This window comes from Paenibacillus glycanilyticus NBRC 16618 (assembly GCF_004000805.1).
In the GTDB taxonomy this organism is placed as follows: Bacteria; Bacillota; Bacilli; order Paenibacillales; family Paenibacillaceae; genus Pristimantibacillus; species Pristimantibacillus glycanilyticus.
Map to the genome: position 1 here is coordinate 1 of NZ_BILY01000059.1, position 26,858 is coordinate 26,858.

General features: G+C 49.0%; 26 protein-coding genes. 3 read left to right on the top strand and 23 right to left on the bottom strand.

What is annotated here, in order from left to right; genetic code table 11:
* Positions 1 to 10: 10 nt before the first annotated feature.
* Both PGL01S_RS28885 and PGL01S_RS28890 read right to left on the bottom strand, forming a co-directional pair.
* Positions 11 to 1,018 carry an aminoglycoside phosphotransferase family protein gene (locus tag PGL01S_RS28885; protein ID WP_127498892.1) on the bottom strand — a complete coding sequence of 336 codons (1,008 nt, stop codon included), beginning with the start codon at positions 1,016 to 1,018 and terminating at the stop codon, positions 11 to 13.
* Positions 1,019 to 1,150: 132 nt separating this feature from the next.
* Positions 1,151 to 3,160: an alpha-L-arabinofuranosidase family protein gene (locus tag PGL01S_RS28890; RefSeq protein WP_127498894.1), complete on the bottom strand. Its 2,010-nt coding sequence runs from the start codon at positions 3,158 to 3,160 to the stop codon at positions 1,151 to 1,153.
* A gap of 136 nt (positions 3,161 to 3,296) precedes the next feature.
* On the opposite strand from PGL01S_RS28890, the gene PGL01S_RS28895 reads away from it, so the two are divergent.
* Entirely contained in the window at positions 3,297 to 4,151 is an 855-nt protein-coding gene (locus PGL01S_RS28895) for an AraC family transcriptional regulator (RefSeq protein ID WP_164775625.1), read from the top strand.
* Here the strand turns inward: PGL01S_RS28895 and PGL01S_RS28900 are convergent.
* The 4 genes from PGL01S_RS28900 to PGL01S_RS28915 all read right to left on the bottom strand — a co-directional run bounded on the left by PGL01S_RS28900 (position 4,148) and on the right by PGL01S_RS28915 (position 6,608).
* Entirely contained in the window at positions 4,148 to 4,534 is a 387-nt protein-coding gene (locus tag PGL01S_RS28900; RefSeq protein ID WP_127498898.1) for a reverse transcriptase-like protein, read from the bottom strand. The genes PGL01S_RS28895 and PGL01S_RS28900 overlap by 4 nt on opposite strands.
* Positions 4,535 to 4,604: 70 nt before the next feature.
* A complete protein-coding gene (locus PGL01S_RS28905; protein ID WP_127498900.1) occupies positions 4,605 to 5,189 on the bottom strand; it encodes a hypothetical protein in 585 nt (194 codons plus the stop codon).
* 21 nt (positions 5,190 to 5,210) lie between these two features.
* Positions 5,211 to 5,684, bottom strand: a complete 474-nt coding sequence (locus PGL01S_RS28910; protein WP_127498902.1) for a DinB family protein — start codon at positions 5,682 to 5,684, stop codon at positions 5,211 to 5,213.
* Between the two features lie 36 nt (positions 5,685 to 5,720).
* A complete protein-coding gene (locus PGL01S_RS28915; protein WP_127498904.1) occupies positions 5,721 to 6,608 on the bottom strand; it encodes a LysR family transcriptional regulator in 888 nt (295 codons plus the stop codon).
* A 116-nt stretch (positions 6,609 to 6,724) separates the two neighbouring features.
* Here PGL01S_RS28915 and PGL01S_RS28920 point away from each other — a divergent pair, with 116 nt between their 5' ends.
* Positions 6,725 to 8,116, top strand: coding sequence for an MFS transporter (locus PGL01S_RS28920; RefSeq protein WP_127498906.1), 1,392 nt, complete (start codon positions 6,725 to 6,727; stop codon positions 8,114 to 8,116).
* A gap of 3 nt (positions 8,117 to 8,119) precedes the next feature.
* On the opposite strand, the gene PGL01S_RS28925 is transcribed toward PGL01S_RS28920, so the two are convergent.
* The 13 genes from PGL01S_RS28925 to PGL01S_RS28980 form a co-directional block, all read right to left on the bottom strand.
* Positions 8,120 to 9,604 carry an amidase family protein gene (locus PGL01S_RS28925; protein WP_174806617.1) on the bottom strand — a complete coding sequence of 495 codons (1,485 nt, stop codon included), beginning with the start codon at positions 9,602 to 9,604 and terminating at the stop codon, positions 8,120 to 8,122.
* A gap of 92 nt (positions 9,605 to 9,696) precedes the next feature.
* Positions 9,697 to 10,668, bottom strand: a complete 972-nt coding sequence (locus PGL01S_RS28930; protein ID WP_127498908.1) for a phosphotransferase enzyme family protein — start codon at positions 10,666 to 10,668, stop codon at positions 9,697 to 9,699.
* A gap of 16 nt (positions 10,669 to 10,684) precedes the next feature.
* Entirely contained in the window at positions 10,685 to 11,161 is a 477-nt protein-coding gene (locus PGL01S_RS28935) for a GNAT family N-acetyltransferase (RefSeq protein WP_127498910.1), read from the bottom strand.
* Positions 11,162 to 11,557: 396 nt separating this feature from the next.
* Positions 11,558 to 12,019 (bottom strand): DIP1984 family protein, encoded by a 462-nt coding sequence (locus PGL01S_RS28940; RefSeq protein WP_127498912.1) that lies wholly within the window; start codon positions 12,017 to 12,019, stop codon positions 11,558 to 11,560.
* An 88-nt stretch (positions 12,020 to 12,107) separates the two neighbouring features.
* Positions 12,108 to 13,106, bottom strand: coding sequence for a phosphotransferase enzyme family protein (locus tag PGL01S_RS28945; RefSeq protein WP_127498914.1), 999 nt, complete (start codon positions 13,104 to 13,106; stop codon positions 12,108 to 12,110).
* A gap of 15 nt (positions 13,107 to 13,121) precedes the next feature.
* On the bottom strand, positions 13,122 to 13,451 hold the full coding sequence (locus PGL01S_RS28950; RefSeq protein ID WP_127498916.1) for a hypothetical protein: 330 nt from the start codon (positions 13,449 to 13,451) through the stop codon (positions 13,122 to 13,124).
* Between the two features lie 2 nt (positions 13,452 to 13,453).
* Positions 13,454 to 15,598 carry a PrsW family glutamic-type intramembrane protease gene (locus PGL01S_RS28955; RefSeq protein WP_244935808.1) on the bottom strand — a complete coding sequence of 715 codons (2,145 nt, stop codon included), beginning with the start codon at positions 15,596 to 15,598 and terminating at the stop codon, positions 13,454 to 13,456.
* A 141-nt stretch (positions 15,599 to 15,739) separates the two neighbouring features.
* On the bottom strand, positions 15,740 to 16,174 hold the full coding sequence (locus PGL01S_RS28960; RefSeq protein ID WP_127498918.1) for a DUF6843 domain-containing protein: 435 nt from the start codon (positions 16,172 to 16,174) through the stop codon (positions 15,740 to 15,742).
* A 162-nt stretch (positions 16,175 to 16,336) separates the two neighbouring features.
* Positions 16,337 to 18,433, bottom strand: a complete 2,097-nt coding sequence (locus PGL01S_RS28965) for a DUF8487 domain-containing protein (RefSeq protein ID WP_244935806.1) — start codon at positions 18,431 to 18,433, stop codon at positions 16,337 to 16,339.
* Positions 18,409 to 19,140 (bottom strand): beta galactosidase jelly roll domain-containing protein, encoded by a 732-nt coding sequence (locus PGL01S_RS31365; RefSeq protein WP_244935807.1) that lies wholly within the window; start codon positions 19,138 to 19,140, stop codon positions 18,409 to 18,411. Before PGL01S_RS31365 ends, PGL01S_RS28965 begins: the two co-directional genes overlap by 25 nt.
* A 198-nt stretch (positions 19,141 to 19,338) precedes the next feature.
* Complete coding sequence (locus PGL01S_RS28970) at positions 19,339 to 21,267, bottom strand: PAS domain S-box protein (protein WP_174806618.1); 1,929 nt, start codon at positions 21,265 to 21,267, stop codon at positions 19,339 to 19,341.
* 89 nt (positions 21,268 to 21,356) lie between these two features.
* Entirely contained in the window at positions 21,357 to 21,632 is a 276-nt protein-coding gene (locus tag PGL01S_RS28975; RefSeq protein WP_127498920.1) for a hypothetical protein, read from the bottom strand.
* Positions 21,629 to 22,813, bottom strand: a complete 1,185-nt coding sequence (locus PGL01S_RS28980) for a DUF4062 domain-containing protein (protein ID WP_127498923.1) — start codon at positions 22,811 to 22,813, stop codon at positions 21,629 to 21,631. Before PGL01S_RS28980 ends, PGL01S_RS28975 begins: the two co-directional genes overlap by 4 nt.
* Positions 22,814 to 23,465: 652 nt before the next feature.
* On the opposite strand from PGL01S_RS28980, the gene PGL01S_RS28985 reads away from it, so the two are divergent.
* Positions 23,466 to 23,723 (top strand): hypothetical protein, encoded by a 258-nt coding sequence (locus PGL01S_RS28985; protein ID WP_127498925.1) that lies wholly within the window; start codon positions 23,466 to 23,468, stop codon positions 23,721 to 23,723.
* Positions 23,724 to 23,777: 54 nt separating this feature from the next.
* Here the strand turns inward: PGL01S_RS28985 and PGL01S_RS28990 are convergent, their stop codons facing one another.
* The 4 genes from PGL01S_RS28990 to PGL01S_RS29005 all read right to left on the bottom strand — a co-directional run bounded on the left by PGL01S_RS28990 (position 23,778) and on the right by PGL01S_RS29005 (position 26,748).
* Positions 23,778 to 24,572, bottom strand: a complete 795-nt coding sequence (locus tag PGL01S_RS28990) for an SDR family NAD(P)-dependent oxidoreductase (protein WP_127498927.1) — start codon at positions 24,570 to 24,572, stop codon at positions 23,778 to 23,780.
* A gap of 90 nt (positions 24,573 to 24,662) precedes the next feature.
* Positions 24,663 to 25,685, bottom strand: coding sequence for an AraC family transcriptional regulator (locus PGL01S_RS28995; protein WP_127498929.1), 1,023 nt, complete (start codon positions 25,683 to 25,685; stop codon positions 24,663 to 24,665).
* Positions 25,686 to 25,751: 66 nt separating this feature from the next.
* Positions 25,752 to 26,222, bottom strand: coding sequence for an SRPBCC family protein (locus PGL01S_RS29000; RefSeq protein WP_127498931.1), 471 nt, complete (start codon positions 26,220 to 26,222; stop codon positions 25,752 to 25,754).
* A 16-nt stretch (positions 26,223 to 26,238) separates the two neighbouring features.
* Entirely contained in the window at positions 26,239 to 26,748 is a 510-nt protein-coding gene (locus PGL01S_RS29005; protein WP_127498933.1) for a GNAT family N-acetyltransferase, read from the bottom strand.
* Between the last annotated feature and the right edge of the window lie 110 nt (positions 26,749 to 26,858).

Here is a 26,858-nt window from a genome sequence, read left to right on the forward strand (position 1 = left end):
TTGGCGGCTTTTACGAGTTAGCTTCATATTTAGCAAGATACTTGGGATAAGAGGACAGATGAATAGCTTTTGATTTGCGCTGGGCTTCTTCTCTAAATTCGGGCACTTGCTCCGCTTCAACATAATCGGCGAGAACATCAATGACATCATCCAGAAGCTTAGCTCGAAAATAAAGCTCAAGCCGTTCGACAACGCCATCTCCGGCAGCTGCAAGTACCTTTTCCCTCCAATTCGGCCATGAAGGATCATCGGCAAGCGGCCAGAGGAGCACGGAATAATCCATCGCCGCATCTCCTTGTCCGGTCAGATCATCCCAATCGATAATCCGGAACGAGCCGTCTCCCCGCACCAATACGTTATTGCCATTCAAGTCGTTATGGACAACATCGACAGCCGCCTTTTGAAAAGCTGGGGTCTGTGAGATGATTCCCCTCAATTTCTCTATCTCTTCCCCAAACCAGGTCAGGGTCTCATCCGTCACAAAATCCTTCAGAAGCTCCCTCGATTCCCGGATTCCGTCCAGATCCTCCGAAAAGCGGTTCAGGTATTCCTCTTCGAAAGCTTCGTCATAGGATCGGGTCGCCGTCACGGGAAGCTGCTCGCGAAGCTCCTCATCGTGGTGCAGCTTGGCAATGATCTTCAGCACGGCGGATCGGATCTCATTCGCGTTAAGAAGCTCGGCAAGCGGAACCGCTCCTTCTATGTATTCGAAAACAAGTCCATACGGATAACCCGGCACTACTTCTTCATTGATTTCATGAATGAGCTTAGGTGCGGAATAGTGCAAGGCTAAATAGTTGCTTACTTTCGCCCACTGCTGCAGTCTTGCCCGTTTGTAAGGAGGTGCAAGCTTAACGTGAAGACGCGAGGCTCCATCCGTTAACCGGATAGACAAGTTGCCGAAGCCTCCCGGGTTATAAATATAACTAGCCTGTATGCGTTCCGGGCTCATTCCAAGCGCTGCAGCGTTTGCTGACGCCCATTCCGCGATTTTCCGCTCTGCTAATTGAACATTCATTCCGGTATAAGGCCTCCTCGAAAAATGGCTTATCATTACCAAATATTGTAGCATGGCAATGATCGTTAACACAGCTAAATAAAAAAGAAAGAACCCCCGGATTACCCGGAAGCTCTTCCCGACACCCCTTATTCACTTGCGCACCTCAATGACGTACACCGAATGGGGCTTCAAAGTCAGCAGAGGCTTGCCATCTTGGAATTTCAGAAGGCCCTCCTCCGCCGTTACGGCTTCCGGTTCAAATACATCGTTGATTAACTCATAATCATTGCCGGACAACTCCCATATTGCCGCCACTCCGGAGTCCGCAAACGAACCGATAGCCAGCTCAGCGTCAACCGCTGAAAGCCCGCGATTAACGGCAAACAAGGTTAACACGCTGCCGGATTCATTAACACCGGCTGCCACATCAAGCGCCGGCAAATTCCCTGGATCGAGTCCAAACCGCTTCGATCCGGATGGCCAATCGAAGGTTGGACTGTCCGTATGCACCTTCAATACACGAGAGATGTCGTGATTCGCGTAGGCTTTCATCACATGGAAGGTTGGCGTGCCGTATACCGTTCTGCTGCGACCGCTCCAGCCTGTTTCTTTGCCCCGGTACTGATCCGCATAGCAATCCCCAACCCGAATGCATCCGCCAAGCCAGCCGTTGACCAGGTCGGAGTAGCTGCCGATTTCGATCAGATGGGATTGCCTGATAAATTCGTTCAGGTTTGCGGCGTTGGCTACCGCGGCCTCCAGCGTATGCTCCATCGGGCGCCCTGCTCGAATCGTGTTCGGATAATACATCGTGTTATACTCCGTGATCGCGAGCTTCACATGCGAATAGGCGGGATTGCCGGTAATGATCTCTTCCGTCTTGCTGATTGCGGCACGGCTTACCTCAGGGAACGACATCACTGCCGGGTACCGTTCTTCTTTTGGCGTGTCAGGCGTAATTCCGACCGTGCCGAAGCCATGATAAATATGCAGCGTCAGCATGTCCATTTTGTCCGCCGAAAGGCTAAGCACCGTCCGGTTCCATTCGGGATCGCAATCGCCGCATGCCAGAAGCACGATATCCGGATCTACCGCTTTCATCGCATCCGCAAAACGGTTATACCGATGCGCGAATTGCTCCGCCGTGCAATGCCCATGCTGCCATGGTCCGTAAATTTCGTTCCCGATCTCCCAATACTTGACGCCATAAGGCTCCGGATGGCCGTTTCGAGCCCTCAGCGCGCCATACTCCGAGTCTACGCTGCCGTTGCAATATTCCAACCAAGCCGCTGCTTCCTCAGGTGAACCCGTTCCCGCATTGACACAGATTAAAGGCTCCGTCTCCGTATCCCGGCTGAATGCAAGGAATTCATCCGTTCCAAAATATTTGTTGGTCCAGCCGCCCCATGCTTCGTTAATCATGTTGGGCCGTTCCAGTACGGGGCCAATGGCGTCCTCAAAATGATACGCGCTGATATAATTACCCGCGAGACGCATCATTCCCGGCTTTAATTGTTTGGTCAGCTCTACGACTTCCCGTTTTACGTAACCTATGCTGTCCGAAGGAAGCATCGACACATGATCCAGCCACAGCATGCCCGATCCCATGCCGTCACGCCAGGTTTCTTCCTCCGAGGAGAGCAGAATACGGAACTCCGCCCTTTCGCACGAACGGTCAGGAATCAACTCTAATTTATATTCGTTCCACTTATGTCCCCGCAGCCCAACTTCAGTGCGGCTCAGTACCTCACCGGAAGCACGGTCGACAATTTCGCAGACAGCAGCCCGAAGATCCATAGCGGCACGCGCTACGATGCTAATGCGATAAGGAAGGCCGCCCTCGACACTGACCTGTTGACCAATTCCGCCGTAGCAGCGGTCCGCGCTGAAAATCCGAATACGCTGGCTATGGCCGGAATGCCGCGGAGCGGCAGGCTCCAATGTATATTCCGTATTCTTGCCATTGGTTACGGCATACCAGCCTGAGGATACGCCGCGCGCATCGGCTTCGTCCTCAAAGTCCATGTCCTTCAGCGTAAAGGCTAACATGGCATCCATATGATCGCGGATGTCCTCCACGAAATGGCCGAAAATATAAGGATTCAAGCGGTGCTTGGAAGGTGTTTCAGTGTTTACGGTAATTAAGGCCCTCTGGTTCATACGATTTCTCTCCCTCATCTATCAGACTTCCGCCTACTCTTCCCATGCGGATATGGACTGGAATTCATATTCATGATAGTGTTTTCGTAGACAGATGAACATAGAGGAAAAGGAAGGTGAAGTGAGGAAAATGGACATGGCACATACTGATGATAACCGTGAGCAGCATAAATATGGCGATATCCACGCACTGCCGTATTCTCCGGATTTATCGGTATACATCCCGATGATCGGAATGAATATTTGCGCGCCGACCTATAAGAATATTCGAAATAAAGCAGATATCACTGTGCTTGGATATGTGATAAACGGACATGGAGAAATTCAGGTTAACTCGGAGAAGCATCGCCTGGGTAAGGGCGACGCCTTTATTTTGAGGAAAGACAGCAAGCATGAAGTAACGGCCTTGTCGGATTCAAGCGATCCATGGACGTATTACTGGTACAATCTCCACGGCAATAGTCTCCCGCTCCTCGAAGCCTTCCATTTGTTTCATACCCCGTATATTCCAAACGCTGATATTGAAGCTTTGTTCTTGAAAGGCTTTGCTGCCGCAAAACTTAAGACCGAAGATGGCATGGATACGCAAACCTCCTTAATCCTTAGCAGCACGGAGATATTCATTGCCCTGCAGAAATCCGTGAAGCAAGCCGCCGAATATACCTCCCCTATGATGGGACGAATGAAGCTTTATCTGGATCAGCTGGTCGGTGAACCCTTCCAATCGGAGGATTTTGCCCATCAAATGGGATTGTCCTTCAAGCAGCTGAACCGTATCTTCAAACAGCATACCGGCAGCACCGTTTATCAATACGTGCTGACGCGCAAGCTGGACATTGCGAGAATGATGCTGCAAGACACGGAGCTGCCCGTTAGTGAAATTGCCGTACATCTTGGTTATGAGGACCCGCAATATTTCTCGAATCTCTTTAAGCAAAAGACAGGCATAGCTCCTACGCTATACCGGCAACAAGCCAACGCTATCCGCTAGTTGCCGCGAATAGCCGCCCGGGATAATTGATCGGCCGATTTGTTCTCGGAGCTTGGAATCCACATCATAAAGAACAACTCAAATTGCTTCGTCAGCCGAAGCGCTTCTTGAAGCAGCGGCGCAAATTTCTTGTTTTTCACAAACTCGATCTCGACAGCCCGGTTCACGAACTGGGAATCCGTCCGGAAGGATACCGTCTTATATTCCTTGCGGATACATAACTCAAGAGCGAGAATAAAGGTACGGAACTCCGCTTCGTGGTTGTCCATTACCCCTAACGGAATGGAGTGCCGTTCAACCTCCCCGTTATTCTTGATGAAAATGCCTGCGCCGCTGGGCCCGGGATTTCCGGCGCTGGCACCATCCAAATACACTTCAATCATAAAACCTCTGCCCCTCGCTACAGCTAAGAATGAAACTACTGGCCGTCTTATTGAACGCTTATGACATTTATCAACGCGACGTCGAGATAATGGATCCATTTTGATCCAGAGTTCTAAACACAAAACCGGTTGATACACCGGGATCTAATACTTGATAGGTTGCCGCATACCCATTCGTTACAGGCAATTCTATAAAAAAAGTGGAAGAATTCTTAATCTCTTCTATATGATCAGCGATATCCGCATCCTTGCTGTCATTACTGACAACGATGCTTTTCACTTTCGGATCAAGCGTTTGAGCAGCGATAATGGCCTCATATCTTTTCTTGCCGTTCATTTGTGCGGACCACGTCCGGAACAAGGTTTTTGGTTCACTTACGCTTGGATACATTTGGGATACATCTTCAACACGGTACAATAATCCCCATTTTTTCTTCACAAGAACGACTTGATCCTTATGGACTGCATGCCATATGACTATGGTGTTTGTACCGGATGTGATCTCATAGACGGAGTCACCGCCATGAAGCATATTGGAATTTTTCAAGGCATTCGCTTTGCTAAAGGCATACCCTCCGTTTACCCCAAAGTAAATGACGGAAAGACAAATAACGAGCAAGAAGATTTTAAACCCGCTTGGTTTTCGTTTCATCATGCCTCCTATTAGGGTACGTAATTAGCCGAACAATCCCCGGCGAATAAAATTAGCGGTCACAGGGGCTTTTCCTAGTTCTCTCGACCATACCGATAATTGGCCTATATGGTGTATTTCATGAGAAATGACATGCCGCATGATTTCCCCGTATTTGAAGTTGATAGGGTCTCCATTCGGGTATACATCGGACAATACCTTCATCTCCATGTCATCGGTCCATGCGGTTACAAACGACCGGACTTCTTCGTGGAATCGATCCGAAAGCTCCATGACCTGTTCAAGACTGGCATAAGACTCGAACGGTTCCGTGAAATCGGGCTTCCCTTGCAGTCCTTGGATCCAGCTGTATTCCACGTCCACAATATGAAACAAGGTATGAAGAATGCCTCCTATTCCTCCAGTCCGCTTCTTCAGCAGCTCTTCCTGGGAGACGTCCCGGCACCATTCGAAGCAATCTTTTCGTACCTGCCAGTTATACTCGAATAATTTCAACATGAATAATCCTCCTATGGTCAACTATAATTAGCTGCATTAATTATTTGACTTTAATAATTTCTCGAAATAGTCAACGACAACCTCGCGAAAGGATTGAGCAGCCCGCGATACATAACGGCTCTTATGCCATAACAAAGCGATTTCCCTCACGAGCTCGTTTTCTTCTACTTGTAGATAAACAATCTGTCCGTTTTGATTTCTAGCCGTGCCCGGTATAAACGCAATGCCGATTTCGGCTTCCACAAGCGCATTAATTCTCGCAGGCTCATCCCCTTCATAGACAAACTTGGGCTCAAAGCCGGCTTTTTTGCATATAGAGTCTACCAGATCACGGGTACCGTAACCCTTCTTCACCCCAACGAACCATTCCTCTTTCAGCTCGGATAAGGATACGCTGCTCCGCCCTGCCAGACGATGCGATTGGGGAACCGCTATAAGGATAGGATCTCTATATAAGATCTGGCATTCGATATCTTCTCCTTCCAGGGACGGCGAAGACAAGCAGAAATCAATATCTCCCCGATGAAGATGCGCCACCATCTCCCGCGTCGTCAGCATTTGCACGTGGAACTGGATATTCGGCTTTTTCTTCCGGAACTCTCGGAGGATACTAGGCAGCATGCTGGCCGTGTTTACGGCAAGTTCGATCGTCCCCTGTTCCGAGCTGGACAGATCGTTCAGCTCCTGCTTGCCCTGGTCAAGCTCGAATAAAGCCCGCTCCGCACGCAGCAGGAATCGGCTGCCCGATTCGTTAAGACGCAGCTTTCTGCCTACCCGGTCGAATAGTGGTACGCCTAAGTCTTCCTCCAAGCGTTGAATCGTCTTGCTAAGCGACGACTGCGTGACATGCAGATGCCGCGCGGCTTCGGTGACATGCTCCAGCCGGGCTACCGTCAAGAAATATTGCAATTGTAGAAGCTCCATGAAAATCACCATCCGTTTATTCCTTCAAGTCCATGAAATTATAACATGAAATGCGTTGGAATAAATGACGCATATACCGTACGATAAATGCAAGATTAATCGAGGAGTGACTTTCATTGAATACACGCAATAGGTGGCTTATGATTGCCGTCGGATTAGGGATTCTGCTGAACCCTTTAAATTCGTCCATGATTTCCGTGGCAATGGCAAGGCTTCAAACTGAATACAAGCTTGATTATACCGGCGTTTCCTGGATCATATTTTCTTTCTATATTGCGAGCGCTGTTGCCCAGCCCGTAATGGGCAGAGCCAGCGACTTATTCGGCCGAAGAAATATTTTTCTAAACGGTCTTGTTGTAGCTTTTCTAGCGTCGCTATTAGCGCCATTGTCGCCAAGCTTTGGTTGGCTGATCGTGTTCCGAGTTATTCAATCGATAGGCACAAGCATGATGGTGGCCGTAGGCATGGCTATTGTCCGTATCTATATAACGGATAAGCAGGCTGCCGCGCTGTCCGTTCTGTCCATCTTTTTATCCGGCGCGGCAGCTATTGGTCCCTTTGTTGGCGGGGTGCTCATCCACTGGTGGGATTGGCCGGCGATCTTCTTCGTCAATATTCCGTTTGCTATTGCCAGCTACTTGCTCGCGTGGAGAACCATTCCCAAGGACAAACCGGAGACTTCTCCCGTCCGCGGACTTACCTTCCGCAAATGGCTTGAACTGATCGATGCGTCAGGGATTCTGCTATTTACCGCAGGACTGGTTGCTCTGCTTGTTGGATTATTGTCCGCAAAATCTTCCGGGCAGGTCTCGTTTAGTTACGTCGTTATCGGATTAATTGGACTTTTATCGCTGGGGGCTTTTGCCAGACATGAGCTAAAAGCAAAATCTCCTTTTATCCCGTTACGGACTATTGCCCAATACCCGGCGATGACTTGGGTTAATGTTCAATTCATACTCGTGAACGTTTTGTTCTACTCGTTATTTTTTGGATTACCGTCTTACTTGCAGATCGTACGGCATGTCAGCGAATTCCACACCGGCATGCTGATGCTTAGTTTAGGGCTGTGCTCGCTTGTCGCTTCCCCGATTGCAGGCCAATGGATCGACAAATCCGGACCTCGGCCCGCTTTGTTCGTGTCAGCGATTCTAATGGTATTTGGTTCCGTATGGATTGTGACATTAAATGAAAATTCGCCCGTAATAAGCGTCTGTATAGCCTTAGCTGCCTTCGGAATAAGCAACGGACTGAACAGCGTGGGCATGCAGACGGCTTTGTTCGACAGCTCGCCAAAAGAAATCATTGGCGTCGCTGCCGGCCTATTTAATACCTCCCGATATCTCGGCACCATCATTTCGTCCTTATTGACCGGCATTGTAATGGGAGGAGAGTTCAGCTTCACCGGATTTCGCATATTAGGAATTATTTTAACGGTTATTGCCTTAACTTTGGTCCTGATGAGCTGGCGGCGAGCCCGTTCCGCGCAATTGAAACAATCGAAGGCCTAAAGATTAGACCGGGTCGGCCGGTGCATGTCGGTATTTGCTTGCCTGCTCATAAGCATAGGCTAACTTGAGGAGCACCGGTTCGCTGTAGGCCGTACCGACAAACGTGATGCCCTGCGGACCTTTGGTCGTATAGCCTCCTTCAGCGATAATGCCCATCTCCGCGTAACCGCCTGGAACGGTAATGGCGGGATAACCCGCACGCGCGGAAATATCGAGCCCTTCTTCGTTGCCGAGGAACAGCAAGGCGTCAAGCTGATGCGCCTCTATAGCATGGTCAATTCCTTGCTTCCGCGCGGTTTCATGGTTAAGCCTGAGGCTTTCGAGATATTCGGGCTCGGTTAACATTCCGCTCGTTTCATTCGACCAGATCAGTACGTTTTGCCCGTATTTAAGAGCCGTATCGCGATGGGCCTCATTGTACTCGATTAGTTCGTCTAAAGTCCGGATGAATGCGCCGCTTCCGGCTTTGGCTAAATAATCGTTGAGACCTTTTTTGAACTCGTAACGCATAACATCCCAATCCCATTTCGCGCTCTCGCAAGGCATTGTTACGGGATCAACGATAACGGCCCCAAGTTCAGCGCACATTGCGATTGCCCGCTCTATGATTTCGGCTCTCGCGCTATCAAGACCTTGATAGTAATGCCGCGGTATACCAATCCTAGCACCTTGCAAGCCATTGGCATCCAGGAAGCTCGTATAATCCGTATGCGCTGTTCGCCCAGCATCATGCATAGCTGAATCATCCGGATCCGAGGCTGTCATTGCCCCCAACAAAATCGCGGCGTCCCTGACCGTCCGGGTCATTGGCCCAGCCGAATCTTGGCTATGAGTAATCGGTATGATCCCTCTCCGACTGACAAGACCTATGGTTGGTTTCATCCCAACAATGCCATTTTGCGAGGAAGGGCTGATAATGGAGCCCGATGTTTCCGTTCCGATTGCAGCCGCGCATAGATTAGCTGCTACAGCCGAGCCCGACCCGGAGCTTGATCCACCTACGAACAGCTCGCCCGGTCCGTAAGGATTCAAGGTAAGTCCGCCTCTGGAGCTGTATCCCGCCCACATGGAGCCGGACATAAAGTTCGCCCATTCCGTCATATTAGCCTTTCCGAGAATGACGGCTCCTGCTCCTCTTAATTGCTCGGCCACAGCTGAATCCGACGGGGCAACATGCTCCGCGAGAGCTACGGACCCCGCACTGGTGTGCATCCGGTCTCCCGTATCGATATTATCTTTAAGCAGAATCGGAATACCGTGAAGTGGTCCTCGCGCACCAAGCGCCAACCGTTCCTTATCCAGTTCCCGCGCAATGGAGATGGCATCGGGATTCACTTCGAGTACGGCTCTTAAAGTCGGATTTATCCGTTCAATGCGTTCCAAATACCAGCGTACGCATGCCTCTGACGTTAATTCGCCCGCTTCCATCGCTGCTTGCAACGATGAAATATCCGCTTCTAATAATTTTTCGTTTATCATTTCATTCATATAGATCCTCTCCCAGGCTTACATTCTCCTCAATAGTCTACCATTTATAACCAAATGCCGGTTGGTAAAAATCATCTATAGTTGTGTTTTATTTAGATCGTATAGAACACTCTTTGGCTGCTTAGCAGCGGCAGACAGATATGCTCAATCAGCCCGGAAATATGATCTTCAATCCAACTTAACTTATCGGGCTGGCTTAATACAAAGGTATAATAGCCAACGATTGCAAGAAACATAAAAGCTTCTAGCCGAGCGTGGTCCAACCATCCTGTCATGCGGCTGCCGTAGCCGGCGAGCAAGGCATCCCGATGCTTGCTCTCAACGAGTAAAGCGCCCATAGCGAGATCCATCGCATAGTACCCGTATCCCGACAAACCAAAATCAATCATTGAAACTCCTTTGGGTGAACGTATCAAGTTGCTGTTATTGATATCCGCATGAATGAAGCCCCAGGTTTCGGGATTCGTTTCCCATAAAGTCATCCATTCGATCATCAACCGCATCGTCCGCTCGAGAATGTGAAAATCTTTGCCGGAGAGAATCCCCCGCTCTTCTCCGCCCCGCAATTTCAGGATCATGGAATGAATCCATTCCGTTCCATATGCCGGCCGGATACAATTCGGTCCCGCCTCATAGCTTTGCGAGAATCGATGGAGCATCGCGATTCGAGTACCTAGGGTACGGGCTTCTTCCTCGCTGTTCATCTCTTGCATTGACAAGACATCGCCATCAATCCATTGCAGGACGGTACAGGGGATCTCTTCTTGACTGATTCGAATCATTGTCACCAGTTCCCCGTTATTATTGGCAACCGGAGTCTGTACAGGCAGATCGGAATGCGCAGACCAAGCGAGCAAAAAAGCGAGTTCGGAGCGGATTGCTTCCGGCGTGGTCTGAGTCCCTTCCATATTGCGGGCTATCGGCTTATGAAGCCGCAGCAAATAACGGGCACTTTTATCCGTGATCTTGTAAGTCATATTTTCGTTATGACGGATGAATTCAAACGCCGGTTCATCAAAAGAGTAGAATCGTAAAGCCTCTTCCAAATATCTATTGTAGTCCATGAGAAACCCTCCTCATTTAGAGCTGCAGAACGGTTATCTCCTCTTCATAGAGGACCTCATCACAATCCCGAAAGCCAAAGTGCTCATAAAGCTTCCTTGCTGGCGTATTTTCTTTCTTGTACGGAATCCAGCAATAACGAGCGGGTCCTGCCGGGCAGGTTCGGATAAACGCCAATATTTTCGCCATGGCTTCCCGTCCGTATCCTTTGTTTTGATGCTTCGCATCGATCATCAGTCGCAAGATGCAATAGCTGTCTCCAGCAAAGGACGGCAGATCATAGCCGGTTATTTTATACGTAATCATGACGAATCCCACAGGCTGCTCATTCGCATAAATAGCAAGCGGAAACGGAGCTCCTCCATTAACAGCAAGTACATAACAAGAAGCTACGCTTGAGAGATTCGAAGCAACATAACGTTTCTGATCTTCGGTTACCTCCAGATTAAAAATGTCACGACGGTTATCCAACGTAATTTTTCGAAGCGAGATCATGCAAGGCTTCCTCCCTTTCCTATATTGCGGCCGCTTTAATACGATACAATTAATGCCAAAAAAGTAATAGACTTATGTTGAAAAATTATGTATTGTATTATGTATCCATGGTATTTTTAGGTCTTCTTATAACACAAAAAAAGAGACAGTCAGCGTCTGCCGACTGTCTTTCTTATTCCCTAATAAAGTCCCCGAACCCGCCCTCACCGCGTTCATACATCAGTACATGGTAGTTACAATTAAAAAAATACGGCCTAGTTGCGTGCTACTCGCACTCTTGTTACAATATCGGGCTAAATCATGATGTTTTGCAGGCATGGCCCAGCACCTGCATCGGAGGTCCAACTACCCGTTGGCGGGTTGTACTCGCCTGTATGATTTCGGTTACCGACTTGATTAGTTATCTATTAAATCCGTGCTCCAATTTTTCTCTTGAATCTTAAAGTCCAATTCCCTGTATTTCCTCGACAGCTCGTCAACCTCGCTCTGGAGTTCGGAGATCTCAACCGTCGTATAATATTTCACTTCTTGCCTCGAGTAGCGCTCCTGCCGGATGGATGCCGTGCCGAGCAGTTCATTTAGAATATTGCGATGCTGCATGATCCGATCACGTTCGGCCAATGCTTCCGCCAATGTTGCGCTGGCATCAAAGGCGCTTAAAGAGTTGGTCTTGTTAATCTTCTTCACCCAGACAGCCAGCTCTCCGAGCGTCTTCTTCAGTTCGCTCAGCAGCTCCGCGGGTGATTCCGCAGGCTTCTCGCCTTCTTGAACCTTTATGACTCTTTCCAGCCGTTGCTTAATCTGCGCTACTTTCCGCTGGCAGTCCGCCCTCAAAACAAGCGCTTCCGCTAATCTCATCGCCTGCCTCCTCTATGAAAATGACAATTAATAGTACTATATCAGTAACTGCATGTATTTTCCAATTTATTTTTCAGCCTTCAATCCATCAAAAGCCGTCAATCAATGATTTCCCGTTCGTTATCCGCTCCCAGCTATCCTTCAGAAAATCCCGCGTCCAGTCGTCAGGTTGACCTAAATCCCAGCTCCTATGCATGCCTACCAGGACGATAATGTCCCGAAGCCGCAAGAATAACCCGAGCTGCTCCTTCCAATTGCGGGGCATTTGGCGGCCATCTTCCGTATAGCCCCGTTCAAAATGCTTCATAAACAGCTCGTATTGTTCTTTTCGTTCCGGCTTCGAATCTTCTCCAAACACATAAAGCAAGTAATAGAGCTGGATCGCAATATCCTCGGTATACCAGCTGTATTGGCATTCGTCGAAATCAAAAAGCGTCATTTCTCCTGCCTCATCAATCATAAAATTGCCTGCATTGATATCGCCATGGATAAGTCCGAATTGCTCCGGGGTTTCGGGCAGTCTCGCAAGTTCTAATTTCATTTCTTGGAGCGCCTGAAGAATCGGTTGATGATCTTGCGGCAAATAGTCCTCGGCATGGAGCAGATATTCATTCTTTTCCCATGTATGTCTTTTGCATGCACCAGTTGGCCTATACAATCTGGACAGTTCATGAAGACGGCCGGTAATACGCCCGCATTGCTCATATAGGAAGGGATTGCCCAGACATTCGGGGTATCCGATCCTGCGACCCGGCGCATAGGTAAACGAACTCGCGTAGAACGAAATTTCTTTCCCATCGATTTGTTCGAATGGTTTCCCTTCCATCGAGTTCACCGGAACGGATACGGACAGTTCATGCCGTGCCAAATAACGAACCCATTCCAGTTCGGCCGATACTCCATCCTGAGAACGAAGCGTGCTTGGCGTGAACCGGAGGATGTATTTCCTGTCCTTGCGGCAATAGGAATAAATAAAATTTTGAAAGCCCCCGATAAACGTCAGCTCTTCGGGTTTAACGCCGTACCTTGCCGCACCCTCCTCCGCATATTCGTCCAGAAACAAAGCTTTTATCTTTGGGTCCATCATTTTCTCCCTCTCGTCTTAACCGATATGCACGACCGTGTCCCCGCGCCGAAAGGCACTCGGAAGTCCCGTTTCCAGCAGCTTCAGCCTGCGCAGCATATGCTCCTGCGCTTCTCCGTCCATCTTAACGGTTACCCACTCCTTCAGCTTACCGATCTCCTCCAGGATGGCGGGAACATCTTCGTACTCGACATCCGTCCCTCCTTGGAACAATGCCGTCCATTGGAGTCCCAGTTCCTCGGTTGCCGGCTCCCAGTACTGCTTATAGAATGCTTCCGTAGCAACCGGCAGCATAAATGCACGTTCGAATTCATCTTCAGGATCAAGTATAAATGCGCTGATGGACATGTCTATTTCACTCCAAATCTGATTGAGAATGTGTAATCGGGAAACTCCTGACGCAGCCGGTTCAAGCTGTTTTCCGCGGCGGCTCGCAGCTCCGGCGTGTCTCCGTCAAGCTGAAACTGAAAGCGGCGAATGCTTTTAATATCTTCCAAGCTTGGGATCTCGGATGTCCCGTCAGGCGTCGTGCGCGTGCCTACAGCCTTTTGCATCAGATTATTAATCCGGGTCTTAGTTTTCTGGTATAGCTGTTTATCCGTGAACTGCTGAGGTGTCTGCTGCGGTTTGCCGGTTTTCGGGTGAATACGGTTCAAGCCTTCGGCTGATTTCGCTTCATAGAAAATACCGTTCTCAACGTCGATGCCGTCGAACTCGCCCAAAGCTCCGTTTCGGCTGTCATACAGTTCAACGCCTTTGTATTTGGCCTTGCTCCAATGAACGTAATCTTCCTCTTCCGGGCTCTTGGAAGACTCCTTCTCTTCCGGTTTGCCGCTATCAGGCTTCTCTTTCGGCCCGTCAACGTCCGGCTTTTTATGCGGGATGTCCGGTTCAGGCTTACCCTTGCGCTTCAGCAGCTTCTCCAGCCATTTCTCAAGACGCTCTCCGCCTTTCTTAGCCAAGCGCCCGAAAGGCACTCGGCTGAGAGCCAGCGCAATCAGCGCGGCAGCGGCGTTCTCTGGGGTAAGCAGCCTCTTCGGATCTCGAATGTCCTTTGCTATTTCATGGCCGCTGGCAGGAATGCTTATCGCGGTAAAGGCAAAGCCCAGCGCCGGCCAAAAGCCCACAAACAGAAGCGCGAGAGAAAAAGCTCCTAGGAGAATCGCTCCCTTTTCCCTTAAGCTGAGACGGTCCCACCAATTCTGCAGCGAATCGAACATACAGGAGAAGCAGGCAGAGGGTTCAACCTGCATATGTCCTTGCCAATAAGCAGTAAAGCCCGCGACGATGCCCATGCCTAACAATAGCAAAACAAGCACTGCAGCCACCTTGTGGTGATGCAGCATCCTTATGCGTAATTCCTCTTGAACGGATATCGCTTCGGCATTCCCATAGAGCAACGAAAAACCCATCTCCCGCCGTTCCCGTGTCAAAGCCATAACCGTGGAAAAGCTTTCCCTCTTCGCAAAGAAGGCTTTCCACATTTGAATCATCTCGCTAAGAGGATCAAGAAATCGTTCCCCTGCCATCATCGGTAGCTGGCTTCTTACGCGGTTAAGCGCGATGTAATCAAGAACAATGCCCAATAACAGCATCAATAGAAAAACATTTTTCGTATGATACCCGCTGCCGGTCCACTCGCTTATCGTCATGAACCATTCCGGCAAAGAATTTTGCCCGTTATAGGCGGCGTGATCCAGAATGGACCATGCCAGCAGGAGCACAGGCAAAGTAAAAATCCAATGGGTCAGCCGTTTGCGGTATCTTACCCCAAGCCCCAACCCTAATGCAACCATTGCCGTATGTACAGGGTGACTGACGGTCATGATGGTCGGGAATATGCTTTCTTCGAATCGGCCGGGAAATAACGTCCAGAAATCCCAGTGGATGGTTTCCCCGCCCAGCATCGTTGTGCTGTAGCCGTATGTCCGCCCGATGATCCCGGAATTTAGCCATCTTCGGCTTAGCTCCTCCATCAGCTGAAAGCCCACCCCGGATGCCGCTCCGGCTAGCATATAATCGCTTAGACTCATGGCAGATGCCCGCCGCGAGAATAATAAATACAAGCCAAGAGGAAGCAGCTTCCATATTTCCTCCGCAATGGGAGTAATAACCGCTTGTGACCAAGTGTCCGATGTACGGCCTCCTACCAGCCCATGTACGCCCATCAGTGTCCATGCCGTGACTGGGATAACAAGAAAGATTCCAAGAAGCATAAACATGGCCGTCTTTTTCCAGGTAAAGGTCTTGCTGCGGCATAACAGCCAGAACTGCAGCAGCACGTAAAATGACCATAAATATTGAACCAGCATCGTACGCGAATCGCGATACAGGAATAATCCCGCGATAAACAGCAGCAGCGATATCCAGCACCAGACCGCATAGATCTTTGTCAGCCAAGTATATCTGTTAGGTATTTCTCGGACGAATCGGTACACTGCTTCCGCGTAACCTCTAACCATGCTTCGGATCCGCCATATCGTATCCGTATTCATCACTCCTTACCCGGCCTCCCCATGAACGCCGGCTAATTCCCTTCCCAAATCATACTCGATTATTTGGTCCGCGAATCATAAATAAGAAGAAATTAACTAAAACTGGACTTTGTTCCCAATTACAACGCAATGCGATCGGGATTACTTCCCCCACGCCATGAAATCCTCTCCGCATTTCGTCCGGGTTACGGCTAGATCCGTATGTCCAGTAACCGTTGAACCGATTTCGGAAGACCCATTGCCTTTGACGCACACGCATAGCTTATCAATCGGAGTACGCTCTCCGGCTGCGTTTACATAGAAATAGAGATCCGTTACAAGGCCATATTCCATTTCAGGTTTCGAGGTGTTATAGATTCCATCTGTCCCAACAGGGATAACATCATATTTCCCTTCCTTCAGGAGTAACGGTGCGCCTTGAACGTTGTAATTCACCCTAATATCTCCTTCATACCCTTCAGGGATTAAGTAAATATCGTTCGTAGAAGAAGGTGAATAGGGGTGGATCACTATGAATCCTAACGTCCATAACATGGCAACAAGCCCAAATAGGGCTGTGATTACATTTCTGCTCATCTTCTACTCCTCCTTTCTCCAGCGTATTATCCAGCGTCTGAACAAAATAATAACCCGTCTGCCAGTTCGTCATCAGTTCTAACTTTCATAGAACCCCTCTGCATCACAAATACGCCTGCCCCGGCATAACCGGCAGCAGGCGTATTTACGTTTGTTATGCTTCTAACGCAGAAGCTCCCGCAATCTAGACAACTCGAGAGTTGCATGCGGCTTAAAGTGTTCGGATTTCGCATATTGGTATAAGCTGTGCAGGAACTGGCGTCCCTCTATTGTTTGCCCTGCTTGCTCGGCATCCACGGTACAGACCAGCAGGCTTCCCGCTCCAACCTTGCATTCGAACACCATTCCAAGCTTATGGTTGCGTTCGAAGTTATCGATGGTTTGTACCATAGGCTGCAGATCCCGGTCCGTACCGTCCATAATGATGGAGACGGAGTTTTCCACAATCTGGCGCCATGGCTCCGTGGAATGCATCTCGGACGGGAACAGCTTAAACAAGGGATGGTCCATATCGATCAGAAGTCCCATTGTACCAACAGGTACCGGCTTGTTCATGCTCTCCGAGATTGACCGGAACATCGGATAGCACCAGAAATCCACGCAATAAGTTCCTTCAATGGCATTTTCCAGCTCCGCGGGATGCGGCATGATGAGAACGCGTTCACCCTTCTCAAGCAGCGCAGCCGCTTCTGAGGTCAGCCCGTCGAACAGGTTTAACCCACTGTCGTCGGCTTCGATTCCATCCGGGTAAATCCACAGATCATAAGATTTCCGGATATCGGTGCCGGCAATGCGCAGCTGGAGGGATACCTTCGTCATCGTCCGTACATCGGGCATGCTGAACGAAATCCGTCCGATATCCACATAATCTCCTGACAAATGGGCCGAAGCAATCGCTTCCCCGCTGGCCAGTTGAGCTTCCCCTGCTGCCAATGCCCATTCCAGCTTAAACCCGGGAAGAGGTTCCGGTCTCAGGTAACGAAGCTCGATCAGAGCTTCGAAGGATTCCTTCGCTTTGTAATTGAACTTTGCGAACCTAGCCAGAAGTACCGCATCCGAACAGAAGGTCCGCCATACCTCGGGAGATACAAGCCCCTTGGATTCCATAAAAGCATCCAGCACGCCAACAAGCGCGGTTCCTTGCCCGCTGAAATCCTGCAGGTCCAGCAGCTGGAAGCCAGCCAGCTGCTTTGTGCGGAATGCGGCTTCCAGTTCTTCCTTGTAGCTGTCGACCGCAAGCTGGCCGGAGGCAGCATGGTATTTTTCCGCGAGATGGTCCAATCCCTTTTCTTCCAGCCGCTGCTTGAATACTTCAAAGTTACGCGCTTTAAGTGGACCTGTGTATTTGGCAATCTCGTTAAAGTCGGGATACGTCTGATATTGTCCAATTTCATGGGAAACAACCGGTATATGCGGTATGAGTTGGCCAACGGCCGCATCTGCTTCAACGGTTTTCGCTTCCGTTCCGTATTGTATCTGGATCGTTCCGCTTTGTCCGGAGGCTCTTCCGATAATCCCCATGCCAGGTTGCGGCAGGATCGCATCATCATAATCGGTGAGCGTGCCTTGCGGTCCAAGCTGCACATGTCCTTGCGGAGCATCGCACATCGCGTATGAACCCCGGATCAAACGGTCTCGGGAGAAACGGACGCCGCAATAGAAATCCTCGTGCTCCAGGATGACGGGAACAAACTGAAAATTATTCGAGCCTTGCGTATACAGCGGACGACTGTCGAACGCCTTGTAATCTTTTAAGATTCCGTCAATGCGTTCCTTGCTCCCCCACAGTTCATTGCCAAGCGACATCATAACAAAGGAAGGATGATTGCCGAAAGCCTTCAGCATCCGGTAGCCCTCTTCGATCAGGTACTGCTGTTCTTCCTCATTATGATTATCGTACGTCTCGTCCGTTACGGTGCCCCAGAACGGCAGCTCCGGCTCCATGTAAATGCCGAGCAAATCCGCGGCTTCAAAGGCTGCTTCAGGCGGACAGGCGGTGTGAAACCGATAATGGTTGATTCCGTAAGACTTGGCGGTATTAAGCACCTGCAGCCATTCTTCCACCGTTGTTGGAGCAAAGCCTGTCAGCGGGAAAATCAAGCCGTCATGCTTGCCGCGCAAAAAAGTTTTTGCGCCGTTAATCGTAAAGGAACTGCCCTCCGCTCGGAATGACCGCAAGCCGAAGGTCGACTCATGTATGTCCGTTGTTACGTCATTCTGCCGTAATTCGAGCTTCAGGTATACAGATTCGGCGACCATTCGCTCCAGAGGAGCGCTTCTTCTCCCAGCAGATAACAAAGCTCGAAATCCCCGCCAGAGACGTCGTAAGTTCTGGCCACCGCTTCATGCCGGCTAACACCGTTTGCGCATACCGCTGATACGTTGACCGTTCCTGCGGATGCGCCCACCAGCTTGGCCTTGACGGTTACCGACCGATCCGGAACATTGGGGTATGTTCTTACATCCTCCAGAAATGCCATACCGTAAAACTGCAGCTCCAAGCGGCCCGTTATCCCGTTCCAGTTGGTCTGCGTGTCCCTCGACGTCATGTGCCCGCCTTTGGTCGGATAGCTCGTATTATCCACCCGGACCGTTATCGTATGCCTGCCCTCGGTCAGCGGCTTCTCTAATTCATATAGATGAGGCGCGCTTAAGCTGTTCCGCGTCCCCAGCTCATCCCCGTCGATCCAGACCGTTGTTACGCGCGTACGCTCGAGGTACAGCTTAACACCGGCTCCTGCAAGACCTGCCGGAATATCGAATTTACGGGAGAACCAAGCCCAGCCCTCGAACGCATACTCATCGGTGAGGTAATCAACGTTTACGCTTTGATTGCGCTTTCCTTTTCTTGCATGCGATGTTGTTCCGGGTAAAGCAATGGTATCGTTAAAGGGCTCCTGCAAGCCTGTTTTTTCTTCGTCCAGTTGAAGCTCCCAAGTGCCAACCAAATTGATTTTTCCAATCATCGTTACGCATCCTCCATATCTATCTGTTCGAATGCGACAACTATAGCACAACCAGTCTGCTCAAAATACCGCATAAATTAGTAACGTTTTCATAGCAGATTTACACCGGTATTACGCGCAGCACAATGATGCTTTCACTTAAAAGAAGCAGCAAAAAACCGCGCACCAGCGCGGTTTTATCATTTACTATAAAGCCAGCTAACTCGTTACTTTCCTGCGCTTGCCTTCCAAGCATTTCTGAATCACGGTAAGAATAGCCGAGCTGTGCAGGGGCTTGCTTATATATTCGTTCATCCCCGCACTCATATACCGCTCCCGGTCGCCAACTAGCGCGTTAGCCGTAACGGCAACGATGTACGGCAGGTTACCCGGTTCAATGGTCTTGCGCAGAATTCTTGAAGCTTCCATTCCGTTCATAACCGGCATCTGTATATCCATAAATACGATATCGTATTTCTTCCTGCGGACCTCTTCCACAACTTCGGCACCGTTGGATACCGCTTTTGGTCGATAGCCAAGTTTCTCCAGCATGCGGATTAACACAAGCCGGTTAACCTCGTTATCTTCCGCGATCAGAATGGATAGCTCCTCCTCCGGCTGCGGTGCTTTTTCCGTAATGGATTCATGTAAGGGAATTGCCGGCAGCAGCTCGGCTTGGATCAGAATATGAAACCTGAATATCGTTCCTCCTCCAGGATTGGGCTCGCAGTAAATCTGGCCGTCCATTAATTGAACGAGCTTACGCGTAATGGCAAGCCCTAGACCGGTTCCGCCCTCCTGCCTCACCATAAAATGATCCGCTTGATAGAACGGCTCGAACAAATAAGGCACCTTGTCCTCCGGAACTCCTATCCCTGTATCCTTCACGGCAAAATGAAGTCTGACGTACTCGCCTTCGGCCTCGGCTTTGTCTACGGAGACGCCGATAGAACCTCTTGGCGTAAATTTGATGGCATTGCCGATCAAGTTCAGCATTATCTGACGAATCTTGAGTGAATCGCCAATAATATTTTGCGGAATTCCAGGTTTGATGCATACTTTGAACTCCAGGTTTTTTTCCATCGCCTTGGGCATTAAGGTATCAAAGGTTTCCGCGATCGCCTCGTTTAAATTAAAAGGCTCCACCGTTAATTCCGCATTGCCGGATTCCACTTTGGAAAAATCAAGAATATCGTTAATAATGCCAAGCAGCGTGTCTCCGCTTTTACGGATTATCGTCACATACTCCTTCTGCTCGTCATCCAGCGGCGTATCGAGAAGTAAATCCGTCATGCCGATCACTCCGTTCATCGGAGTACGTATTTCGTGGCTCATCATCGCCATAAATTCGCTTTTTACCTCATTTGTTCGTACGGCCGTTTCCTTCTCGATCAGCAGCTTTTTCTGTTCCGTAATGTCTTTGATCAGCAAATAGAAGCCGATACTTCGGTTATTTACGATAATAGGCGCGATCGTAACGAGAACCTCTAAATAAGATCCATCGACATGCAGAAGATGGTTGATCGAGCTTTCAATCTCGGTATACGGTTCATTGTCGGCCAGTATGCGCGCCAGACTGTCCTCGCCGATAACGCTGGCAATGCTTGTCCCGATTAATTCCGATACCTGACGTCCGGTCAGCTTTTCCGCCATCACGTTACCGCCGATAATCTTGCCCTGCAAGTCGAAGGAGATAATCGTATCGTGATTGTATTTCTTCAGAGACGTATACCGCTCTACCGATTCCAGCAGCTTCTGCTCGGTCATCTTGGTTGCGGTGATGTCTACGATCTGCGCGATATAATACCAAGGCTTCCCGTCGGCGCCTTCTCTAACAAGCGAGATATGAAGGGATACCCATACGATATCGTCGTTCGTAAGCAGATATTTCTTCTCCAGACTAAAGGTCGAGATTTTCCCTTCCAGCAGCTCCCCAAACTTTGAGCATAGATCGTCTGTGCCCGAAGAGAAAATGAGCTCGGTGGGATCCATCGTCAGCAGCTCCGCCCTCTTGTATCCGAGGATCTGGCATGCAGCCGGGTTAACATCAATCCATCTTTGATCCAGTGAGATCAATGCGATTCCAATCGGAGCATAATTAAAAACATGCGCGAACATGTTCTGTTGGTTAAAGGTTACTTCGTCCACGGGTTAGTCCCCTCCATGTTCAGAATGTTATTACCCGATATTTACGCAAAAGACCCGCAAGCTGCGGGTCCTTGTTTAAATTTCTTCTATTAAGCCTCTGATACGAGGATTGAGCTCTTTAAGGACTGATTAAGTTCTTTCATCCGCTGCAGCTTATTGCGGGAGGTGTAGGTGTCTGTACGATTCGTATCGACAAACAAAACCGAATCCTTCGGCAGCTCGGGCAATTTGCTTCCCGTTAAACCAATCGTAATTCCCTTGTTCACGATGACGACCTTGGTTGCAGGGTTAAAATCAGGATGAATCGTATATTTGGGATGGTCCGTGTTCTGAACCCGTCGCATCTTAATTTTGTTCAAGCTCATTTTTGCAACCCCCTCAAGGCGGAATGGATGAAATCAAAAATCATTACATTGGAATGTGCCATCAGTATACCATTTTTTATATCATCCGTGTAGTCCACGTACATATTTTGGTTCCATTTTGTTTCTTCTGGGAAATGATAAGAGATCACGTACTCTCCAACCTTGTACAGAAGGTAGAACATGCGCTTGGCCTCCGTATAGAACAGTACGGGCTCGCCTTCAGCTCTTGTATTGTAGGTGAAAGATACGTAAGAGTTAGGATCGCTCACATGAAAAGAATAACCGCCGGCCGTGTCTCCTGCGGCCTCGATGCATGACAATACGTCATTGCTATGCTGAAACAGACAGATCGCCGTACAATTTCGAAGCTTGCCGAGTGTAAGATCATGGATGCGTAGCTGCTTGATCTCCGCCCCTTTAATAATGCCTTGAAGTCTTGCCAATAACAGCCTTAGCTGTGACAGCTCCCGGATTTTGAGATGGTCCTTTACAACTTTCTGAACAAATTCGGAAAACTCCACTAGCGCCGCAAGCGTATCGATACTTTCCATGTACTCCGCTTTTTTCGGGAAATAAGAAGCCCCTTCTCTTAATATATCGCTAAGAACCGGCTTCCAATCAATACCTACTCCAATTGGCATGTCCAGCATATATTTACCGTGTCTGTCGATAATGTCATAAAGCATGACCCAAATATACGGCTCCACTTCGTATTTGCTTGGAATTTCAGAGGGCTGAGCTTCCGCTGTCAGCTCAAGATGATCCATTAACTCGCGATTGGACGGCTCTCTGCGATGACTTTGCCTGTATCGTTCGATAAAGCTGTACACGACCCGGCGAACGGACATAAAGTACTTCTTCGTAATGGTAGGCTCCGCATAGAGAAATAACGTTTTTCCTGCGTTAAGAGCCGTTAAGAACTCCCGATGAGTGACCGTATAGCCGGTATCGGTCATACTGCCGCCTTTATTATAAAGGAACAAGCAAAAAATATCGGATTCCCTGACCTTGTTCAAGCAGTGCTCTACCCCGCTCACATCCATCGGCCACGGCCCGAAAGTTCGTTCATACATCTCCGGCTGGTGGCCCAGCAAGGTAAATTCTTCAAATGTCCGGTTTCTTAGCGGTGTCAGTGCATCCTGAGCAACGGAGCTGATAAATAGCTTTGTAAGATTAGGCATCAGTTCAAAGGCTCCTCGTTAAGATAGGAAATATTCCTCTATTATACCATATAGAGTATGGTTAACTAATAGAGTCCCCGTACCTGTTCCTATCCCTCCGCAAGACCAAACAATGCCGGGATATCATTCAAGCAATCGTCCGATAGGCTCGGCTGCATATTTTACGATCCAATTAAGAGGCTTGGTGCGCTGCTTTCCATTTTTGACGCACAAATCCAAGACCAAATAACAGAACCGGGACAATGATTCAGATAAAAAGACGAAGCTTTCCCCCATACCTTCTGAATAATTTCGCCTACATAAACGGTGTTAATATAGGTATTCCATGCGATTATGATAAAAATAACGGCAAGCGGCAGAATGTGATGACTGGGATCCTTCATTCCGAATACGGTAAGCAGACCTATCTATGAAGTACGTATAGACGCGGACCTTGGCCGTATTAGCCGCGGTATACGAACCGTGCACGTCCACCCAACCCGATGTCGTCGTACCGCTGTAAAGCGTGGAGCTTGCCGCCGAGACGTTTTTCGGACATTCAGGAAATTCAGGAATGTTCTTACCGTCAAAGGGACATGCTAGTATTCAATGTCTGATTAGCCGATGTTGCGAGGAAGGCTTGTGAAGTAAACTTTTAGGAGGATAATTATCCATGATTGAAACCCCTCACATTACAGCTGCAAATGAGCTGAAAACGGATGAAGAGATCCGGAAAGTGATGGCTTCCAAGGAGCCAGTTATCGTCTATCAGGACCGGATGCGGTTAAGACCGCCTCTTCCGATCATTGCCTACAATGACGATATGGTCAAAATCGCGGACGGGACAACGTTTCTCCGCAGCGTGACGCATTTCTATACGTTAAGCGATGAAGAGAAAGCCAAGTATAATATTAGCGAGCCCAAAGCATAAAAAAAAACGGCTGCCCAAGCTTTCGCTTGCGGCAGCCGTTTTTCGTTATCCGTATTAGAAAATAGTCGGAACCATTCCCCCATCCATCCGGATAGGCGAACCCTTAAACGCAGAAGCATCCGGGCTGCAGACGAAAGCAGCTAATCTGCCAATCTCGCTTGGCCTGATGAATCTCTGAATTTCAGATTGGGGAAGATTTGCGGCCATGAATCTTTTCTCTTTTTCCGCAAACGGGATGTCCTCATCCGAATACAGATGCTCGATAATCTGATGCACGTTTTCGGAAAGGGTTGGTCCCGGCATAATGGAATTCACCGTTACTTCCGTGCCTGCGGTTAATTTGGATAAGCTTTTGGATAAGGACAATAACATCGATTTGGTCACCGCATATTGCGGCATTTGACCTGACGGCATAAGCGCTTCTTCGCTTGCAATAAAAAGAATGCGGCCAAAGCCGTTGCTCAGCATTCCAGGCATATAGTGCTTGCATAAATCATGGGCTGCGAGCACATTCGTATGGAAGTATCGCTCCCAGACTTCATGACTGACGTCTTCGTAAGCCATTATTTCGTAAATGCCCGCATTGTTCACTAGAATATCCGCTTGCGGGTGCTTCTCAAACAAGGCTTCCAGCTGCTTCCTATCCGTAAGATTGGCTGCCGCGTTTTGCGGAGTGGTTGCAGGGAATAACGCTTTAATCTCTTGTACGGTTTTCTCTGTCTCTTCTACGTTACGGCCGTTAATCAACACATGAACGCCTTCCCTTGCCAGCTCTATAGCAATGGCTTTGCCAATTCCTTTGGTCGAACCTGTCACCAACGCAGTCTTGTTCGTTAATCGCATATCCATATTCTCTGTCTCCTTTGTTGCTTGGGGATAGAGAATATACTACCTTGTCCGGAGGGATAGGTAACTAGTTCCCCGCGCCAATCTTCTTGCTTAACGCGCCAAGGAACAGGAGGCATCGGCATGCCGGCCACGCCAATTCGCCGGAGTCTCCCCTTCCCATAAGCGAAATGCCCGGTAGAACGAGTTCTGATCTTCATATCCGATTAAAAAGGCTACTTCATGAATCTCAAGGGTAGAATCCTTCAAGTAAGCCAGCGCCATTTCATGTCTGACATGAGATAAAATTTTCTTAAAGCTTGTCCCTTCCTCCGAAAGCCTGCGCTGAAGCGTTCGCTCGCTCATGCCCAGATCCCTGGCGATGATCAGCATATCAGGACGACTGCCTGCCAGATCGCGTTTAATTATTCTTTCGATGATTTGAACAAGGGAGAACCGGTTTTTCCGTTCATCTAAAGTGCGCTCCAGCGCAGGCGTCAGAATTTCGAGCAATTCTTCGTTATAAGAGAGAAATGGCCAATCCAAATCGCTGCGACTCAGCGTCAATCGATCCTGTTCCGCGCCAAAACGGACAGGACAGCCAAAATAAGCCTCAAGCGTACCGTCATCGTTAAGCGGAAAAGAAAACTCAACAAGCTTGGCGTTGATCTGCCGGCCCGTTCCTCTCCGGCCAAGTTCCACAAGCGTCGCTAGCGTAATCGCCACAAGCATTGGCGGACCGGGCTGCTGTTGATCTGACCAGCTTAGCTGAATATGGCAGTTATCACCCTCTTCCGAGATATGCAGACTTTCGGGTGGACAAAGCCGTTTATATTTTGCCATTCGCTTTAGGGCATCACGATAGTCCCGGGCATGGTAGGTGGCCAGCATAGACGGCGGGTATTGCGTTGTTTCGTATGCGGTTGAAAGCTTAACAACCGCCTTGGATATGTCGCCAACAAGCTCGGAATACGCCTGCCATATCGCGAAATATTGCGTCGGAGTAACCCCTTCCGGCTTCTCGATTTGGTCTAAGGTCAGCTGCGCCTTAGCCGCAATCTCTTGCACGGAAAAGCCTATTTCACGCAAGCCGATCCAGAATCCCGGCGGGATTTTAATCCGGTCATGAGATGCCATGTTGCGTATCCCCCTTATGGGTTTCTATATTCGCATCAATCATTAGTTAACATAATATATTTTCTGTTACCTTATTTTCTGATTCCAATGTTTTTCGGCTTGCCGTTTGATGCACTCGTTCCGCTGCATTAGAAATCGTTCCATATATGAGCGTAAAAATAGGACATCCGCTATCCTGCCAAGCGGCCCAAGCGGTGAGGTATAGTCGAAAATATCCGTCATAAGCGTTCCGCCATCACGCTCTTCAAATCGATGCTCATGCCTGAATCGTTTAAAAGCTCCGCTGACCATTTCATCCACAAACCGGTATGGCCGCTCGTATTCCGAAATCACTGCCGTAAGCTGCTGGCGGACGCCAAAATGAGTAGCTTCCCAGGTGACGGTCTCCCCTCGTTCGATTAACCCGCTTGTCCTGCCTCTCACCGCTCGTTCCTTGGTTTGAGAAGTGGACTCCATATGGATCTCAATGCTGCGGGAAAGATCAAAGCAAATTTCAATTGGCGCATGAATAACAAGAGTTTGTACGATAACGGGCAAGTGAAAACCTCCGATCTTACACGAATGCAATTTCCTTTTCCATAATGAAATCGTCCATAACGTAGCCATTGCCAATGTCCGCTACTTGCTCACGCACGTTAACGAAGCCTTTTTTCTCGTAAACCGCGATACTGGATGCGTTATCCCGATTAACCGTCAGCCAAATATGGCTTAATTCGCGTTCTTTGCACAGCTGCTCAATAAATGCCATGGCTTGACTGGCATAGCCGCGGCCGCGGTGTTCCTTCGATACGTAAAACTTGCTTAAGAACAGCTTCCCGTTATCTGCTCGAATGGACAAATAGCCGGCTGCAGAGCCGTCTTGTTGCTGCAGCAAGTAATATTCGTATCCTTGATTTCGAATCTGATCGGTAATCGCGGATACGGATTGAAACTTCTCGATCATATAGTCAATCTGCTCGATGGTAATCATGGATACGTAATGCTCACGCCAGATTTGCCCCGCCAGGCGGGCAACAAGCGTTATCTGATCTGCAGTATGGACCTTCGTAAATTCTATCTTCATCTAAGTACCTGCCTTTTCGCGTTATCCTTCCATTTTAACCTATCCACTCTTCAAATTCATGCGTTCTCCAATCGTAGTTGCTGGTTTGATACAAAAAAAAGACAGCCCTA

What these genes read in the sequence shown, in the direction of transcription:
- PGL01S_RS29005 (WP_127498933.1), bottom strand. Translation starts at nt 26,748, where the DNA reads ATGAAGATAGAATTTACGAAGGTCCATACTGCAGATCAGATAACGCTT.
- PGL01S_RS31365 (WP_244935807.1), bottom strand. Translation starts at nt 19,140, where the DNA reads ATGATTGGAAAAATCAATTTGGTTGGCACTTGGGAGCTTCAACTGGAC.
- PGL01S_RS28995 (WP_127498929.1), bottom strand. Translation starts at nt 25,685, where the DNA reads ATGGCATCTCATGACCGGATTAAAATCCCGCCGGGATTCTGGATCGGC.
- PGL01S_RS28945 (WP_127498914.1), bottom strand. Translation starts at nt 13,106, where the DNA reads ATGATGGACCCAAAGATAAAAGCTTTGTTTCTGGACGAATATGCGGAG.
- PGL01S_RS28950 (WP_127498916.1), bottom strand. Translation starts at nt 13,451, where the DNA reads ATGTCCATCAGCGCATTTATACTTGATCCTGAAGATGAATTCGAACGT.
- PGL01S_RS28980 (WP_127498923.1), bottom strand. Translation starts at nt 22,813, where the DNA reads ATGCCTAATCTTACAAAGCTATTTATCAGCTCCGTTGCTCAGGATGCA.
- PGL01S_RS28955 (WP_244935808.1), bottom strand. Translation starts at nt 15,598, where the DNA reads ATGAATACGGATACGATATGGCGGATCCGAAGCATGGTTAGAGGTTAC.
- PGL01S_RS28960 (WP_127498918.1), bottom strand. Translation starts at nt 16,174, where the DNA reads ATGAGCAGAAATGTAATCACAGCCCTATTTGGGCTTGTTGCCATGTTA.
- PGL01S_RS28940 (WP_127498912.1), bottom strand. Translation starts at nt 12,019, where the DNA reads ATGAGATTAGCGGAAGCGCTTGTTTTGAGGGCGGACTGCCAGCGGAAA.
- PGL01S_RS28885 (WP_127498892.1), bottom strand. Translation starts at nt 1,018, where the DNA reads ATGAATGTTCAATTAGCAGAGCGGAAAATCGCGGAATGGGCGTCAGCA.
- PGL01S_RS28915 (WP_127498904.1), bottom strand. Translation starts at nt 6,608, where the DNA reads ATGGAGCTTCTACAATTGCAATATTTCTTGACGGTAGCCCGGCTGGAG.
- PGL01S_RS28985 (WP_127498925.1), top strand. Translation starts at nt 23,466, where the DNA reads ATGATTGAAACCCCTCACATTACAGCTGCAAATGAGCTGAAAACGGAT.
- PGL01S_RS28890 (WP_127498894.1), bottom strand. Translation starts at nt 3,160, where the DNA reads ATGAACCAGAGGGCCTTAATTACCGTAAACACTGAAACACCTTCCAAG.
- PGL01S_RS28925 (WP_174806617.1), bottom strand. Translation starts at nt 9,604, where the DNA reads ATGAATGAAATGATAAACGAAAAATTATTAGAAGCGGATATTTCATCG.
- PGL01S_RS28990 (WP_127498927.1), bottom strand. Translation starts at nt 24,572, where the DNA reads ATGGATATGCGATTAACGAACAAGACTGCGTTGGTGACAGGTTCGACC.
- PGL01S_RS28895 (WP_164775625.1), top strand. Translation starts at nt 3,297, where the DNA reads ATGGCACATACTGATGATAACCGTGAGCAGCATAAATATGGCGATATC.
- PGL01S_RS28935 (WP_127498910.1), bottom strand. Translation starts at nt 11,161, where the DNA reads ATGATCTCGCTTCGAAAAATTACGTTGGATAACCGTCGTGACATTTTT.
- PGL01S_RS28900 (WP_127498898.1), bottom strand. Translation starts at nt 4,534, where the DNA reads ATGATTGAAGTGTATTTGGATGGTGCCAGCGCCGGAAATCCCGGGCCC.
- PGL01S_RS28905 (WP_127498900.1), bottom strand. Translation starts at nt 5,189, where the DNA reads ATGATGAAACGAAAACCAAGCGGGTTTAAAATCTTCTTGCTCGTTATT.
- PGL01S_RS28975 (WP_127498920.1), bottom strand. Translation starts at nt 21,632, where the DNA reads ATGAGCTTGAACAAAATTAAGATGCGACGGGTTCAGAACACGGACCAT.
- PGL01S_RS28965 (WP_244935806.1), bottom strand. Translation starts at nt 18,433, where the DNA reads ATGGTCGCCGAATCTGTATACCTGAAGCTCGAATTACGGCAGAATGAC.
- PGL01S_RS28910 (WP_127498902.1), bottom strand. Translation starts at nt 5,684, where the DNA reads ATGTTGAAATTATTCGAGTATAACTGGCAGGTACGAAAAGATTGCTTC.
- PGL01S_RS28930 (WP_127498908.1), bottom strand. Translation starts at nt 10,668, where the DNA reads ATGGACTACAATAGATATTTGGAAGAGGCTTTACGATTCTACTCTTTT.